Genomic DNA, 14,586 nt, shown 5'->3' on the forward strand with positions numbered 1-14,586 from the left:
CTGAATCAGAATGTCAGCTTCGTCGCTTGGCTTTTTTCTCCGCCAGAATACCAAGGTAGTACATCGCTATTGTGGCACCGGCGATGGCCGTCACATCCGCATGGTCATAGGCGGGTGCGACCTCCACCACGTCGGCGCCGACAATGTTGAGTTCGGTCAGATGGCGCAGCACCGAAAGGATTTTCGCCGAGGACGGACCACCGGCAACGGGCGTACCCGTTCCGGGGGCAAAAGCCGGGTCGAGGCAATCGATGTCAAAGGTGAGATAGACGGGTTTGCCCGCCGTGCGCTTGATGATCGACTTGGCAATCTCGGCAGCCGACATCTCCTCGACTTCGTAGCCATAAACGATCTGCAGGCCGCAATCATCCGGTGCATGGGTGCGGATGCCGACCTGAATCGAATGCGCGGGGTCGATGACGCCGTCGCGCGCCGCCCGGCCGACAAAGGAGCCATGATCGATGCGCTTGCCGTCATCGTACCAGGTGTCCTGATGCGCATCGAACTGCACCAGCGCCACCGGGCCATGCTTGGCCGCATGCGCCTTCAGGATGGGCCAGGTGACGAAGTGATCACCGCCCATTGAGAGCAGGAACGCGCCCGATTTGACGATCTTGGCCGCTTCGCGCTCGATTGTCGCGGGAGTCTTCTGGTGATTGCCGTAATCGAGCAAGCAATCGCCGTAATCGATCACGGCGAGGTCTTCGAACAGATCGCGCTGGAAGGGATATTGCGGGTCATTGTCGAAAATAGCCGATGCCCGCCGGATGGCCTGCGGGCCGAACCGCGCACCCGGCCGGTTGGAAACCGCCGCGTCGAAGGGAATGCCCCAGACGACCACTTCCGCACCGTTCAGATTCTTCGTGTAGCGCCGGCGCATGAAGGACAGCGCCCCCGCATGCGTGGGATCGGTCGCAGCGCTCGTCAGGGTCCGTGCGGTGAAGGCGTGATCGATGGTCTTCGATGGCATTGGATTTCTAACTCCGGGATAATGCATCTTCAGCTTGGCGGCGAAGCTACCGCAAACGCATTTATTGGCAACAAAAAAGCGGACCCGAGGGCCCGCTTTCTGTTCTGTCCAATGGAAACGCTGGATTAGCGCTTCGAGAACTGGAAGGAACGACGGGCCTTCGCCTTGCCGTACTTCTTGCGTTCAACAACGCGGCTGTCGCGTGTGAGGAAACCACCCTTCTTCAGAACACCGCGCAGGGCAGGTTCGAAGTAGGTGAGGGCCTTGGAGATGCCGTGACGAACGGCACCGGCCTGACCGGACAGACCACCACCGGCGACGGTCGCGATGATGTCGTACTGGCCGGCGCGGTTGGCGGCAACGATTGGCTGCTGCAGGATCATCTGCAGAACCGGACGGGCAAAATACTTGCCGTATTCCTTGTCGTTGATAACGATCTTGCCGGAACCTGGCTTGATCCAGACGCGGGCGACCGCATCCTTACGCTTGCCTGTTGCATAGGCACGGCCATTGGCGTCGAGCTTCTGGACATGAACCGGTGCAGCTGCCTGCGTCGATGCAGCGGCAGTACCGAGATCTGCGAGCGAATTGAGCTCAGCCATTCTTATGCGCTCCTTTTGTTCTTGGAATTCAGTGCACCAACGTCGAGAACGACGGGCGCCTGCGCTTCATGGGGGTGATTGGAACCTGCGTAAACGCGCAGATTCTTCATCTGGCGACGGCCGAGCGGACCACGGGGAACCATGCGCTCAACAGCCTTTTCGACGACGCGTTCCGGGAAACGGCCTTCGAGCAGCTGACGGGCAGTGCGTTCCTTGATGCCACCTGGGTGGCCGGTGTGCCAGTAGTAAACCTTGTCGGTAAACTTCTTACCGGTGAAGGCAACCTTTTCAGCATTGATGATGATGACATTGTCGCCATCGTCAACGTGAGGGGTGAAGGTTGCTTTGTGCTTGCCGCGCAGGATGTTGGCAACGATGGTGGCGAGACGGCCGACGACGAGACCTTCGGCGTCAATCAGGATCCACTTTTTCGTCACATCTGCCGGCTTCTGGGTGAAGGTAGCCATTTGTGTTCGTCCTTGAGATCATCCTTCACATAGGAAGGCTTTTCTTGTTGCTTGCGTTGTGTGAATGGCGATCATCCGCACAACAGTTAAATGCGGCAGGAAGAACCTACCGCAGTCGAGGGGTTCAATACCGGCCCAACAGGATCACGTCAAGCAGATGTTTTCGGCGGTTTTGACAAATACTCTTTATAAAACAATGGCTTATGAAAAAGGTATTATATTACCACATGCTTCTTGCCCGGATTTGCCGCGTTTTGCGGGATTTCAAGCCCGCTTGCAGCCCTAGCTGCGCGGCGGAATCGAATAGGTCGCCGTGGCATGGGCCACCAGTTCCTTGTCTTCGCCATTGGTGAGCGCGATATCCATCACCGCGAGCCGCTTTCCCAGCTTGAGCACCTTTGCCGTGGCATCGATGGGCCCGAGTTGCGGCTTGCGCAGGAAGTTGATGTTGAGATTGGTCGTCACCGCCAGGGCGACCGGGCCGATCTGCGCGAGGATCGCCACATAGGCGGCGATATCGGCAAGGGCAAACAGGGTGGGTCCCGATACCGTGCCGCCGGGGCGCAGGTGCCGGTCCGCCGGATCAAGCCGCATCGTGGCATAACCCGGGCCGGCACCGGTAACGGTGTAGACGACCCCGTCAGCGTTCACCTGTGGGAACTCCCGCTCGAGAAAGGCCGTTAACGCTGTTACATCCATTGCCGTTTCCAAAGGGCACTCCATCTGTTCTCTGGCGATGATCGCTGGTATTCCTAATCATCCGTGTCTTCTTTGCAAGGAAGCCAGTCATGACGCTGTTCCGATCCACGCTGTTTTTCATTGCCATTCTGGCGGCAACACCCGTGGTGCCATCCTTTGCACAGACCGCGCCGCAGATCGAACCCTTCAGCCTGCCGGTCCGGCCGGTGGCGCTGACCCAGGACATCATCAAGCGCTTTCTCTACAGCTTTGCTCCCGTCGGCGCGCAGATGAAGGAAGAAGCGGCGGGCAACGCCGTCCTTTCACCGGAAGCAACGGCGCGGCTGGACAAGAAGGCAGCGGAATATGGCTTCAAGGATTTCAACGACTGGGGCGAAACCACAAGAACGATCATGGTGACCTATCACTGGGTCACCAATCCGGAACCGCGCGAGGAGGTGGAAAAGGCCATCGCCTCCATTCCGTCCATGCCCAACCTGACCGACAAGCAGAAGGCGGAAATGATCGACGGCCTGAAGAGCGGATTGGCAACGGTCGAGAAAGCACGCCCGTCGGCGGAGAATCTCGCTATTGTCAAAAAGCACGTGAGTTCGATCAAACCACTCTATAAACAATGGACCAGCCTTTGACCGGGTTGCAAGCGCTGGGGAATGAGGAGCGATATGGGAGAAGTTCACATTATCCGCAAGGATGAACCAATCGTCGGGTATGAGCTTGCCTCGGGCGTTCTGCGCCTGACATTGCAGAATCCGCCCGCCAATGCGCTCTCGCTCGCCATGATGCGCCTGCTGCTCGATCATCTGCATGCGGCGCGGGATGACAAGGCGGTGCGCGTGATCATCATCGATTCGGCGCAGAAGCTTTTTTCGGCGGGCCATGACCTGAAGGAGCTGACCGTGCACCGGCAGGACGCTGATCGGGGCCGGGCCTTTTTCGAGAAGACGATGCAGCTCTGCGCTGAACTGATGCAGGCCATCGTGCATCATCCGAGGCCGGTGATTGCCGCCGTCGGCGGTCTTGCAACGGCTGCCGGTTGTCAGCTTGTCGCCTCCTGCGACCTGGCGATCTGCTCGGACAAGGCGACATTCTGCACGCCGGGCGTCAATATCGGCCTGTTCTGCTCGACGCCCATGGTGGCCCTGTCGCGCAATGTCTCGCGCAAGCAGGCCATGGAAATGCTCCTCACCGGCGAGACCATCGATGCCTCGACGGCACGGGAGTTCGGTCTGGTCAACCGGGTGGTGCCGGAGGAGTACCTGAATCCGATTGTCAGGAAATACGCGCAAGCCATTGCGGAGAAATCGACTTTAACCGTTAAAACCGGCAAGGAAGCCTTTTACCGGCAGGCCGAAATGGGACTTTCCGAGGCCTATGCCTATACGGCGCAGGTGATGGTGGAAAACATGCTGGCGCGCGATGCGGAGGAAGGCATCAACGCCTTCATCGAAAAGCGCAAGCCGGAATGGACGGGCGAATAAGCGCATGGATCACGATCATTACCCGGACGACTATATCAGCGGCATTCTTTCATCCGTCAAAACCATTGCCATGGTGGGTGCTTCAGCCAATGAGGTGCGGCCAAGCTTCTTTGTCATGAAGTACCTGATCGACAAGGGCTACCGGGTCATACCGGTCAATCCGGGACAGGCGGGCAAGGACATTCTCGGCCAGAAGGTTTTTGCGCGCCTCGCCGATATCCCTGAAGCCATCGACATGGTCGACGTGTTCCGTGCCTCCGAGGCCGTGCCGGCGATTGTCGATGAGGTCTTGACGCTGACGCCGCTGCCGAAGGTCATCTGGACGCAGTTGACCGTCCGCCACGACGAAGCGGCACGCAGGGCGGAAGCTGCGGGCATTCAGGTGGTGATGAATCGCTGCCCGAAGATCGAATATGCGCGGCTGTGCGGCGAGATCGGCTGGAGCGGCGTCAATTCGCGCATCCTGTCGGCGAAAAAACCGCAGATGCGGCAGGGCTTCCAGAGTTTTGGCCTCAGATCGCCAAAATAGGTTGGCGGCAAAGCCGCGATCCCATAGCGTGTAGCAAAATCAGGAATGACAGGGAGATGAACCATGGCGCACCGCGCACCCGGAATTGAAACTCTTGCCGTACATGCGGGCGCCCAGCCCGATCCGGCAACCGGCGCGCGCGCCACGCCGATCTACCAGACGACGGCCTTTGTTTTCGACGATGCCGACCACGCCGCATCGCTGTTCGGCCTGAAGGCCTTCGGCAACATCTATACCCGCATCACCAACCCGACCAATGCGGTGCTTGAAGAGCGCGTGGCGGCACTGGAAGGCGGCACTGCGGCGCTGGCGGTTGCATCGGGCCATGCGGCACAGTTCCTGGTGTTTCACACGCTCATGCAGCCCGGCGACAATTTCATTGCCTCCAGAAAGCTCTATGGCGGCTCGATCAATCAGTTCGGCCAGTCGTTCAAGTCCTTCGATTGGCATGTGCGCTGGGCGGAACCCGACGATCTCGCCTCGTTCGAATCGCAGATTGACGAGCGGACGCGCGCGATCTTCATCGAAAGTTTTGCCAATCCCGGCGGCATCGTCACCGATATCGAGGCCATCGCCGCCATCGCCCACAAGCATGGCCTGCCGCTGATTGTCGACAATACGCTGGCGTCGCCCTATCTCATCCGTCCCATCGAACACGGTGCCGATATCATCGTGCATTCCATGACCAAATTCCTCGGCGGCCATGGCAATTCCATGGGCGGGGTGATTGTCGATTGCGGCACGTTCGACTGGTCGAAGTCGGGCAACTATCCGCTGCTGTCCGAGCCGCGCAGCGAATATAACGGCATCGTGCTGCACGAAACCTTCGGCAATTTTGCCTTTGCCATTGCCTGCCGCGTCCTCGGCCTGCGCGATCTCGGGCCGGCGCTGTCGCCGTTCAATGCGTTCCAGATCCTGACGGGGATCGAGACCCTGCCGCTGCGCATGCAGCGCCATGCGGACAATGCGTTGAAGGTGGCGCAGTGGCTTTCCAGCCACGCAAAGGTGGCCTGGGTCAGTTATGCCGGGCTGCCTGATGATCCCTATCATGCCCTGCAGCAGAAATATGCGCCGCGAGGCGCCGGTGCGGTTTTCACCTTCGGGCTGAAGGGCGGTTACGAAGCCGGGGTCAAGCTGGTCGAGCACCTGCAGCTGTTTTCGCATCTGGCCAATATCGGCGATACCAAGTCCCTGATCATTCATCCCGCATCGACCACGCATCGGCAATTGAGCGATGCGCAGAAGATCGCCGCAGGTGCGGGGCCGGATGTGGTGCGGCTGTCCATCGGCATCGAGACCGTCGAGGATCTGATTTCCGATCTCGACCAGGCACTGATGAAGGCGGGATAGGCCATGACACCGTCGCATTTTGTCGCCATCGATTTCGGCAGCATCGACCCTGAACATGGCGCTCCGGCGGCAGACCGGGTGATTGCGGGCGATCCGCAGTTCCGCACCTGGAACTGCGACGAGGCCGATGGTGGTCTCTACGCCGGGATCTGGGAAGCAACGCCGGGCAAATGGCGCATCGTCTATGATGAGTGGGAGTTCTGCCACATTCTCTCGGGCCGCTCGATCGTCACGGAAGAGGGCGGCAAGGAACGGCATTTGCAGGCCGGAGACAGTTTTGTGCTGCGCCCCGGCTTTCGCGGCACCTGGGAAGTCATCGAAACCACCCGCAAGGAATACGTGATCCGGTTGTGAGTTTTTGCATTGCCACTGTGCGTGGTTCGACAAGCTCACCATCAGGGAAATGAGTGGGTTGCAGGGCGTTTATTCTGCAAAGTTGCTGGTTAGCTTTGCAATCAAACCAGCTCCCTCATGGTGAGCTTGTCGAACCACGCATGATGGTTGTGCAAGCGTTCTTCACACTCACCACTCCACAATCAATCTCTCCAATCCATGGAAATGATAGGTATCCTTGAAGCGCGGGGCTTCCTTGAAATGCAGTCCGGGAAGCCGGTCGAACAGCACTTTGAGCGAGACCTGCAGTTCCAGCCGCGCCAGCGGTGCGCCGATGCAGAAATGGATACCGGCGCCGAAGGCGAGGTTTTTCTGGTCTGACCGTCCCGGCAGGAAAGCTCCGGCATCGGCAAAGGCGTTGGGATCGCGGTTGCCCGCGCCGAGCATCAGGCCGATCTGGTCGCCGGGCTTCACCGCAATGCCGTCGCCAAGGTCGATTTCTTCATAGGCATAGCGCGTGAACATGTGCAGTGGCGCGTCGAAGCGCAGGCATTCCTCGACGGTCCGCGCCGTCGAATCCGCATCGCAAAACAGGTCGGCGGCGCTGCGGCCGCTTTCCACAATGGTTTTGACCGCATTGCCGGTCTGGTGCACCGTGGCTTCGTGCCCGGCATTGAGCAGCAGGATCGCCGTGGTGACCAGCTCATCCTCGGATAGTTTCGCACCATCCGCCTCGGCCGCCAGCAGCAGGCTGAGAAGATCGTCAGCGGGTTCGCTGCGCCGCCGTCCGGCATAGTCCCTGAGAAAGCCGGAGAACTCGGCCGCGGCGGCATTGGCGCTGTCTTCCGACCGGCGGTTGCGGCCGTGCATGTACATCGCCACCATGCGGTGCGACCAGTCGAGAAGCCGCGGCGCCGCGTCCGTCGGCACCCCGAGCATCTCGGCAATCACGGTGACGGGAATGGGCGTGGCGAAATCGGCGATGAGATCGGCTTTACCCTTTGCTTCGAAGCGGTCGATCAGCGCATGCGCCAGCGTCTCGATGCGCGGGCGCAGCCTTTCCACCTGCCGGGAGACGAAGGCCCGGTTCACCAGCGTGCGCAGCCGGGTATGGGTGGGCGGTTCCAGCTCCAGCATCGAAAATTTTTCGACGTGGTCGAAATCCTTCAGATGTGCGCGATCGCCGGTATTGCCCTGGGAATCGGCGATGCCATGGCGGTTTTCCCGGCCGAAGCGGCGGTCGCGCAATAGTTTGTTGACGCCGTCATAGCCGATGAAACACCAGAAGCCGTATTCCTCCCAGAAGAACGCCGATGTCTGCGCGTGCAGCGCGGCATAGGTGCCGTAGGGATTCTGCACGAAGACCTGGTCGTGCGGATCGAGCCGCAGATGGCGGGTGGCAGGATTGAACTGGAATGAGGCGGGCGTGGCAGGGGTCATGATCAGATATACCGTGGGTCAGACGAAGGAAGGACAGGGAACAGGCGGGTCGCCGCTTTGCAGGAAGGAAAGCCGCAGGTCGCGGCAAACACCGGATGAAAGCTTTCCACGTCGAAAATGTTTGAGCAATCGATGCGAATGGTTTCATATTGCATGCGAATCTCCCTCCTTCAGCAGTCATAGCAGGACCCCATCATGAAAATCACCATCGTCGGAGCAGGAATTGCCGGACTGTCCAGCGCCTGGTCGCTGACCAAGGCCGGTCATGCGGTGACGTTGATCGAGCAGGGGCCGATTCCCAATCCGCTGGCCGCCTCGGGCGATCATCACCGCATCATCCGCCGCGCCTATGGTGCCGCGGGCGGTTACGCTGATGCGATTTCGGAGGCCTATGCGGCCTGGGACGAGCTGTGGCAGGACATCGGCACGAGCCATCTCGATCCGCGCGGCTTCATTTGCATATCGCGCGACGCAGGCGATGAAGCCGAGGAATACCGCAAGGGGCTCGAGCAGGGCGGCTATCCCCTCGAGCTTTATGAGCCCGCCGAGGCCATAAAACGCTATGGCTATCTGGAAGCGGGCACGTTCCGCTATGCGTTCTTCTCGCCGGAGGGCGGCGCGCTGCATTGCCGCAGGATCGCCGGGGATATGGCCCGCTGGCTGCGCGCGCACGGCGCCACGCTGCTGGAAAACACCGGGGTGACCGCCGTCGACAGTGCCGCAGGGACGGTGACCTTGGCCGATGGTGCGGTCATTGCTGCGGACAGGGTGGTCGTTACGGCGGGTGCCTGGGTGACAAAACTGTTCCCCGACCTCGTCTCTTCGCTCACCACCTACCGGACGGCCGTGGTCTATCTCGAACCGCCGGCGGATTTGCAGGCGGCCTGGGAGCATTCTCCCGTCGTGCTCGATGTGGGCGGGCGTACTGACGGTTATATCATTCCGGCCAGCGGCGGCGGTGGCCTGAAATTCGGCTCTGGCCTGCACAAGCGCAAATCGGCGGATGCCGACGCCGCCCGCGTTGCGGAACCGGGCGAGGGCGAAGCGATCCGCGATCTCTTCGCTCCGCCGCTGCAGCGGATCGGCGAATACAGGGTGAGCAGTGTTGTCACCTGCGCCTATACCTTCACCGCGGATGAACGGTTTTTCGCCGTGGAACGGGACAAATGCCTCGTCGTCTCGGCCTGTTCCGGACATGGGTACAAATTCGGCGCGGCGGTCGGGCGGCGGGTCGCGCAAACGCTGGGAACCGGCGATGTACCGCTGCTGCAGCGCTGGTTGCGGGCGGAAGCCGCGTAAAAAGCGGTTCTGCGCTTGCGCTCCTAGTGGAACGAATTTGACATTCGCACACCATGTGACATCACGCGCAACAAGCGAATGTCAAATTCAAAGTTCCACTAGAATTATATGCTTGCTAGTGGTCCTTTGATTCTGACATTTGCCTGAATGGCTTGTATCCAAGGGTTGCAAATGTCAGAATCGGACCGCTAGCCGGATGGCGGCAGAACATCTTGCGGAACAGGGTGGCAACACCCTATGTATCGAAAGTGAAATCCACGAATCTTGGGGGCGTTCAAACCCCTTGTTCTCCAAAACGCTGAGGCCCACCGATGAGAGATCCAATCGAAACAGCAATGAACCTCGTACCCATGGTCGTCGAGCAGACCAACCGGGGCGAGCGGGCCTATGATATTTTCTCGCGCCTGCTGAAAGAACGCATCATTTTCATTACCGGACCCATCGAGGACGGCATGGCGACGCTGATCTGCGCCCAGCTTCTGTTCCTTGAATCGGAAAATCCGAAGAAAGAGATCAACCTCTACATCAATTCACCTGGCGGCGTCGTCACGTCGGGCATGGCGATCTACGACACCATGCAGTTCATCCGTCCGGCCGTCTCGACCCTGTGCTTCGGTCAGGCCGCCTCGATGGGCTCGCTGCTGCTGACAGCCGGTGAAAAGGACATGCGCTTCGTGCTGCCGAACGCCCGCATCATGCTGCACCAGCCATCCGGCGGCTTCCAGGGCCAGGCATCGGACATTGAGCGTCATGCCCAGGACATCATCAAAATGAAGCGCCGCCTCAACGAGATTTACGTCAAGCACACGGGCCGCGACTACGAGACAATCGAGAAGACTCTCGACCGCGACCACTTCATGACGGCACAGGAATCACTCGAGTTCGGTCTTATCGACAAGGTGCTCGAATCCCGTGCGATCATCGAAGGGGATGCAAAGTAACCGGCTAAATGGCCGCACCGGGTCGAGAATGAACTTTTTTTGACCCGGATGCGGACTTTTTGCCACACATCCGGCTTGCATGCAGGCCAACAGACGCTACGTTAAGTGATTGGTGAGTAGAGGAAGCCTATTCTTCGAATTACTATTCGAATCATTCCCCGCAGGGCAGAGTCCCGAAGGGTGTGAACGGTTCCCGGCCAAACAGGGCGCCGATACTGAAAGGAAACTGCAATGAGCAAAGTCAGCAACGGCGGCGGTGATTCAAAGAATACGCTTTATTGCTCGTTTTGCGGGAAGAGCCAGCACGAAGTTCGCAAGTTGATTGCGGGCCCGACTGTTTTCATCTGCGATGAATGCGTCGAGCTGTGCATGGACATCATCCGCGAGGAAAACAAATCCTCGATGGTGAAATCCCGCGAAGGCGTTCCGACGCCGCAGGAAATCATGGCGGTGCTCGATGATTACGTCATCGGCCAGAACCATGCCAAGCGTGTTCTCTCTGTCGCGGTGCACAACCACTACAAGCGGTTGGCCCACGCATCGAAAAACAATGAAGTCGAACTGGCGAAGTCCAACATCCTTCTCGTTGGTCCAACCGGTTGCGGCAAAACCTATCTGGCGCAATCGCTCGCCCGCATCATCGACGTGCCGTTCACAATGGCAGACGCGACGACGCTGACGGAAGCCGGTTATGTCGGTGAGGACGTCGAGAACATCATTCTCAAGCTGCTCCAGTCGGCCGACTACAATGTCGAGCGGGCCCAGCGCGGCATCGTCTATATCGACGAAGTCGACAAGATCAGCCGCAAGTCCGACAACCCGTCGATCACCCGCGACGTGTCGGGCGAGGGCGTGCAGCAGGCGCTGCTGAAGATCATGGAAGGCACGGTCGCTTCCGTTCCGCCGCAGGGCGGGCGCAAGCATCCGCAGCAGGAATTCCTGCAGGTGGACACGACCAACATCCTGTTCATCTGTGGCGGTGCCTTTGCCGGTCTCGACAAGATCATCTCGGCACGCGGCGAGAAGACGTCCATCGGCTTCAGCGCTGCGGTGAAGGCGCCGGACGATCGCCGCGTCGGCGCGATCTTCCGCGAGCTTGAACCGGAAGACCTCCTGAAATTCGGTCTCATCCCCGAATTCGTCGGCCGTCTGCCTGTCATCGCCACGCTTGAGGATCTCGACGAAGCTGCCCTGGTGCAGATTCTGTCGGAACCGAAGAACGCCCTGGTCAAGCAGTACCAGCGCCTGTTCGACATGGAGAACGTCGAGCTGACGTTCCATGAGGACGCGCTGAAGGCAATCGCCCTCAAGGCCATTGCCCGCAAGACCGGTGCACGCGGGCTGCGTTCGATCATGGAAAAGATCCTGCTCGACACGATGTACGAACTGCCGACGCTCGACGGCGTTCAGGAAGTCGTGATCTCCGGCGATGTGGTCGAGGGCAATTCCCGCCCGCTCTACATCTATGCCGAGCGCAAGGAAGAAAAGGGCAATGTTTCGGCGTAAGGCGCCGAACCAGTGTCTGGAAAGCAGGGCTCCGCGTCAGCGGAGCCTTTTGCATTTTTACCCTGGCATTTGTTGCGGGTCTTAATTGCGCCACGAAACAATATTTACGGTTGATTAACCATGCGGGGCGCACAATTTTTGCAGAGCAGCGTCGGTAAGACAGTGTAGGCCGGGCAGTATCGCCCCCGTCGACAGATGATTTCCACGAAAATCATCCTCTTCAGAGGTGTGCTGCATCGCAAAAGATTGCGCTTGGAGTTTGGTAGGAGCAGGATAGATTACGATTCTGTGACCGAGCTTGAAACCGGGGCGCTTGAAACCGGAGCCCCGCCACTCCAAGTAAAGGTTAAGCTGCACAGCCGGTCGTATGCCGCTCTTCGCATGATCCCCAAAATGGATCCCGATTTTGGACAAGATCATGCAACCAAAGGGTACCCGGATGTGGCGATCTAGGCCGATTGGCCTGAGAAAGGACATGAAATGACGGTTGCAAGCAAGAAGACACTGGCGGGTGGAGAAAGCGGGCTTTATGCCGTTTTGCCATTGCGCGATATCGTTGTCTTCCCACACATGATCGTTCCGCTCTTTGTAGGTCGCGAAAAATCCATTCGCGCACTTGAGGAAGTGATGGGCGTCGACAAGCAAATCCTGCTTGCCACACAGAAGAACGCTGCGGATGATGATCCGCAGGCGGATGCCATCTACAACATCGGCACCATTGCCAATGTCCTGCAGTTGCTGAAACTGCCGGACGGTACGGTCAAGGTTCTGGTCGAAGGTATTGCCCGCGCTGAAATCACCAGTTTCAGCGACCGCGAGGATTACCACGAAGCCAACGCCACGACGCTGTCGGAACCCGCCGAAGACGCGGTTGAAATCGAAGCCCTGGCCCGCTCGGTCGTGTCGGACTTTGAAAACTATGTGAAGCTGAACAAGAAGATTTCGCCAGAGGTCGTTGGCGCTGCCGGACAGATCGAGGACTACTCGAAGCTGGCCGATACGGTCGCCTCGCATCTTGCGATCAAGATTCCCGAGAAGCAGGACATGCTGTCGATCCTGTCCGTGCGTGCACGGCTGGAAAAGGCCATGTCGTTCATGGAGTCGGAAATTTCCGTTCTTCAGGTGGAAAAGCGTATCCGTTCTCGCGTCAAGCGCCAGATGGAGAAAACCCAGCGCGAGTACTACCTCAATGAACAGATGAAGGCGATCCAGAAGGAACTCGGCGACGGCGAAGACGGCCGCGACGAGGCAGCCGAGCTGGAAGAGCGCATCAAGAAGACGAAGTTCTCCAAGGAAGCGCGCGAAAAGGCCAATCAGGAGCTGAAGAAGCTTCGCCAGATGAGCCCGATGTCCGCCGAAGCGACGGTTGTGCGTAACTATCTCGACTGGCTGCTCACCATTCCGTGGGGCAAGAAGTCGAAGGTGAAGAACGACCTGAACCTCGCCGACGAGATCCTGGATGCCGAGCATTACGGCCTCGACAAGGTGAAAGACCGGATCGTGGAATATCTCGCTGTGCAGTCGCGGTCGACCAAGATCAAAGGTCCGATCCTGTGCCTCGTTGGTCCTCCCGGCGTCGGCAAGACCTCGCTGGCCCGCTCGATCGCCAAGGCAACCGGCCGTGAGTATGTCCGCATGTCGCTTGGCGGCGTGCGTGACGAGGCTGAAATCCGCGGTCACCGCCGCACCTATATCGGTTCGATGCCCGGCAAGGTCATCCAGTCGATGAAGAAGGCAAAGAAGTCCAATCCGCTCTTCCTGCTCGATGAAATCGACAAGATGGGTCAGGATTTCCGCGGTGATCCGTCTTCCGCTCTGCTCGAGGTGCTCGATCCGGAACAGAACTCAACCTTCATGGATCACTATCTCGAGGTCGAATATGACCTCTCGAACGTGATGTTCGTGACGACGGCCAATACGCTGAACATCCCGGGTCCTCTGATGGACCGTATGGAGATCATCCGTATTGCCGGTTACACGGAAGACGAGAAGGTCGAGATCGCCAAGCGGCACCTCCTGCCCAAGGCCATTCGCGACCATGCGTTGCAGCCGAAGGAGTTTTCCGTATCGGAAGGCGCGATCCGTGCCATCGTCCGCGATTACACGCGGGAAGCCGGCGTGCGCAGTCTCGAACGGGAGCTGATGAAGCTTGCCCGCAAGGCAGTGACGGAAATTCTGAAGTCGAAGACCAAGAAGACGGTGAAGGTCACCGAGACCAACATCAACGACTATCTCGGCGTGCAGAAATTCCGCTTCGGCCAGATCGACGGTGAAGATCAGGTAGGCGTTGTCACAGGTCTTGCCTGGACTGAGGTGGGCGGCGAACTGCTGACCATCGAAGGCGTCATGATGCCCGGCAAGGGCCGCATGACCGTCACGGGCAACCTGCGCGACGTGATGAAGGAATCGATTTCCGCAGCGGCATCCTATGTCCGCTCCAGGGCCATCGATTTCGGCGTCGAGCCGCCGCTGTTCGACCGCAGGGACATCCACGTGCACGTGCCGGAAGGCGCGACACCGAAGGACGGTCCGTCGGCCGGTATCGCGATGGTGACAGCCATTGTCTCGATCCTGACCGGTATTCCGGTTCGCAAGGATATCGCCATGACCGGCGAGATCACGCTGCGCGGACGGGTCCTGCCGATTGGCGGCCTGAAGGAGAAGCTGCTTGCCGCCCTGCGCGGTGGCATCAAGACGGTTCTGATCCCGGAAGAAAACGCCAAGGATCTGGCGGAAATTCCGGACAATGTGAAGAACGGCCTTGAGATCATCCCGGTATCGCGTGCCGGGGAAGTGATCAAGCATGCGCTCGTGCGTCAGCCGGAGCCGATCGAGTGGACGGAGCCGGTCAATGTGCCTGCCGCCGCCGTGGTCGAGGATGATGCTTCGGCGCAGATCGCGCACTGAAGCCATCGGAAATAAACAAACAAAAGCCGGGCAAGCAATTGCCCGGCTTTTTTGATTCGGCATTC

15 protein-coding genes are annotated in these 14,586 nt (G+C 59.1%); 9 read left to right on the forward strand and 6 right to left on the reverse strand.

Features of this window, described 5'->3' with window-relative positions:
- Positions 1-13: 13 nt before the first annotated feature.
- The 4 genes from speB to AC1Q5O_RS04140 form a co-directional block, all read right to left on the reverse strand.
- Positions 14-970: an agmatinase gene (gene speB, locus AC1Q5O_RS04125; RefSeq protein ID WP_492561931.1), complete on the reverse strand. Its 957-nt coding sequence runs from the start codon at positions 968-970 to the stop codon at positions 14-16.
- Between the two features lie 125 nt (positions 971-1,095).
- Positions 1,096-1,572, reverse strand: coding sequence for a 30S ribosomal protein S9 (gene rpsI / locus AC1Q5O_RS04130; protein ID WP_105735530.1), 477 nt, complete (start codon positions 1,570-1,572; stop codon positions 1,096-1,098).
- 2 nt (positions 1,573-1,574) lie between these two features.
- Positions 1,575-2,039, reverse strand: a complete 465-nt coding sequence (rplM, locus tag AC1Q5O_RS04135) for a 50S ribosomal protein L13 (RefSeq protein WP_105735528.1) — start codon at positions 2,037-2,039, stop codon at positions 1,575-1,577.
- Between the two features lie 282 nt (positions 2,040-2,321).
- Positions 2,322-2,738 (reverse strand): PaaI family thioesterase, encoded by a 417-nt coding sequence (locus AC1Q5O_RS04140; RefSeq protein WP_492561932.1) that lies wholly within the window; start codon positions 2,736-2,738, stop codon positions 2,322-2,324.
- An 89-nt stretch (positions 2,739-2,827) separates the two neighbouring features.
- Between AC1Q5O_RS04140 and AC1Q5O_RS04145 the strand changes: the two genes are divergently transcribed.
- From AC1Q5O_RS04145 to AC1Q5O_RS04165, 5 genes are all read left to right on the forward strand, one after another.
- Positions 2,828-3,367 carry a hypothetical protein gene (locus AC1Q5O_RS04145; protein ID WP_492561933.1) on the forward strand — a complete coding sequence of 180 codons (540 nt, stop codon included), beginning with the start codon at positions 2,828-2,830 and terminating at the stop codon, positions 3,365-3,367.
- A 33-nt stretch (positions 3,368-3,400) separates the two neighbouring features.
- On the forward strand, positions 3,401-4,216 hold the full coding sequence (locus tag AC1Q5O_RS04150) for an enoyl-CoA hydratase (protein ID WP_492561934.1): 816 nt from the start codon (positions 3,401-3,403) through the stop codon (positions 4,214-4,216).
- 4 nt (positions 4,217-4,220) lie between these two features.
- The gene (locus tag AC1Q5O_RS04155) at positions 4,221-4,745 is read left to right on the forward strand and encodes a CoA-binding protein (protein ID WP_288193350.1); all 525 of its coding nucleotides are present in this window, start codon (positions 4,221-4,223) and stop codon (positions 4,743-4,745) included.
- Positions 4,746-4,808: 63 nt separating this feature from the next.
- Positions 4,809-6,095, forward strand: a complete 1,287-nt coding sequence (locus AC1Q5O_RS04160) for an O-acetylhomoserine aminocarboxypropyltransferase (RefSeq protein ID WP_492561935.1) — start codon at positions 4,809-4,811, stop codon at positions 6,093-6,095.
- 3 nt (positions 6,096-6,098) lie between these two features.
- The gene (locus tag AC1Q5O_RS04165) at positions 6,099-6,449 is read left to right on the forward strand and encodes a cupin domain-containing protein (protein WP_492561936.1); all 351 of its coding nucleotides are present in this window, start codon (positions 6,099-6,101) and stop codon (positions 6,447-6,449) included.
- 168 nt (positions 6,450-6,617) lie between these two features.
- Here the strand turns inward: AC1Q5O_RS04165 and AC1Q5O_RS04170 are convergent, their stop codons facing one another.
- Together AC1Q5O_RS04170 and AC1Q5O_RS04175 are read right to left on the reverse strand one after the other, a co-directional pair.
- Entirely contained in the window at positions 6,618-7,868 is a 1,251-nt protein-coding gene (locus AC1Q5O_RS04170; RefSeq protein WP_492561937.1) for a cytochrome P450, read from the reverse strand.
- A 2-nt stretch (positions 7,869-7,870) separates the two neighbouring features.
- The gene (locus AC1Q5O_RS04175) at positions 7,871-8,023 is read right to left on the reverse strand and encodes a hypothetical protein (RefSeq protein WP_403173123.1); all 153 of its coding nucleotides are present in this window, start codon (positions 8,021-8,023) and stop codon (positions 7,871-7,873) included.
- A gap of 40 nt (positions 8,024-8,063) precedes the next feature.
- On the opposite strand from AC1Q5O_RS04175, the gene AC1Q5O_RS04180 reads away from it, so the two are divergent.
- The 4 genes from AC1Q5O_RS04180 to lon all read left to right on the forward strand — a co-directional run bounded on the left by AC1Q5O_RS04180 (position 8,064) and on the right by lon (position 14,521).
- Positions 8,064-9,167: an NAD(P)/FAD-dependent oxidoreductase gene (locus AC1Q5O_RS04180; RefSeq protein ID WP_492561938.1), complete on the forward strand. Its 1,104-nt coding sequence runs from the start codon at positions 8,064-8,066 to the stop codon at positions 9,165-9,167.
- Positions 9,168-9,478: 311 nt separating this feature from the next.
- The gene (locus AC1Q5O_RS04185) at positions 9,479-10,108 is read left to right on the forward strand and encodes an ATP-dependent Clp protease proteolytic subunit (protein ID WP_091883799.1); all 630 of its coding nucleotides are present in this window, start codon (positions 9,479-9,481) and stop codon (positions 10,106-10,108) included.
- A 231-nt stretch (positions 10,109-10,339) separates the two neighbouring features.
- A complete protein-coding gene (gene clpX, locus AC1Q5O_RS04190; RefSeq protein ID WP_105735507.1) occupies positions 10,340-11,614 on the forward strand; it encodes an ATP-dependent Clp protease ATP-binding subunit ClpX in 1,275 nt (424 codons plus the stop codon).
- 480 nt (positions 11,615-12,094) lie between these two features.
- Positions 12,095-14,521 carry an endopeptidase La gene (lon, locus tag AC1Q5O_RS04195; RefSeq protein ID WP_346307361.1) on the forward strand — a complete coding sequence of 809 codons (2,427 nt, stop codon included), beginning with the start codon at positions 12,095-12,097 and terminating at the stop codon, positions 14,519-14,521.
- The last annotated feature ends 65 nt before the right edge of the window (positions 14,522-14,586 follow it).

Source organism: Phyllobacterium sp. MT110, assembly GCF_058792715.1.

Coding starts and splice junctions, on each gene's coding strand:
- speB (WP_492561931.1), bottom strand. CDS start 970: ATGCCATCGAAGACCATCGATCACGCCTTCACCGCACGGACCCTGACG.
- rpsI (WP_105735530.1), bottom strand. CDS start 1,572: ATGGCTGAGCTCAATTCGCTCGCAGATCTCGGTACTGCCGCTGCATCG.
- rplM (WP_105735528.1), bottom strand. CDS start 2,039: ATGGCTACCTTCACCCAGAAGCCGGCAGATGTGACGAAAAAGTGGATC.
- AC1Q5O_RS04140 (WP_492561932.1), bottom strand. CDS start 2,738: ATGGATGTAACAGCGTTAACGGCCTTTCTCGAGCGGGAGTTCCCACAG.
- AC1Q5O_RS04145 (WP_492561933.1), top strand. CDS start 2,828: ATGACGCTGTTCCGATCCACGCTGTTTTTCATTGCCATTCTGGCGGCA.
- AC1Q5O_RS04150 (WP_492561934.1), top strand. CDS start 3,401: ATGGGAGAAGTTCACATTATCCGCAAGGATGAACCAATCGTCGGGTAT.
- AC1Q5O_RS04155 (WP_288193350.1), top strand. CDS start 4,221: ATGGATCACGATCATTACCCGGACGACTATATCAGCGGCATTCTTTCA.
- AC1Q5O_RS04160 (WP_492561935.1), top strand. CDS start 4,809: ATGGCGCACCGCGCACCCGGAATTGAAACTCTTGCCGTACATGCGGGC.
- AC1Q5O_RS04165 (WP_492561936.1), top strand. CDS start 6,099: ATGACACCGTCGCATTTTGTCGCCATCGATTTCGGCAGCATCGACCCT.
- AC1Q5O_RS04170 (WP_492561937.1), bottom strand. CDS start 7,868: ATGACCCCTGCCACGCCCGCCTCATTCCAGTTCAATCCTGCCACCCGC.
- AC1Q5O_RS04175 (WP_403173123.1), bottom strand. CDS start 8,023: ATGCAATATGAAACCATTCGCATCGATTGCTCAAACATTTTCGACGTG.
- AC1Q5O_RS04180 (WP_492561938.1), top strand. CDS start 8,064: ATGAAAATCACCATCGTCGGAGCAGGAATTGCCGGACTGTCCAGCGCC.
- AC1Q5O_RS04185 (WP_091883799.1), top strand. CDS start 9,479: ATGAGAGATCCAATCGAAACAGCAATGAACCTCGTACCCATGGTCGTC.
- clpX (WP_105735507.1), top strand. CDS start 10,340: ATGAGCAAAGTCAGCAACGGCGGCGGTGATTCAAAGAATACGCTTTAT.
- lon (WP_346307361.1), top strand. CDS start 12,095: ATGACGGTTGCAAGCAAGAAGACACTGGCGGGTGGAGAAAGCGGGCTT.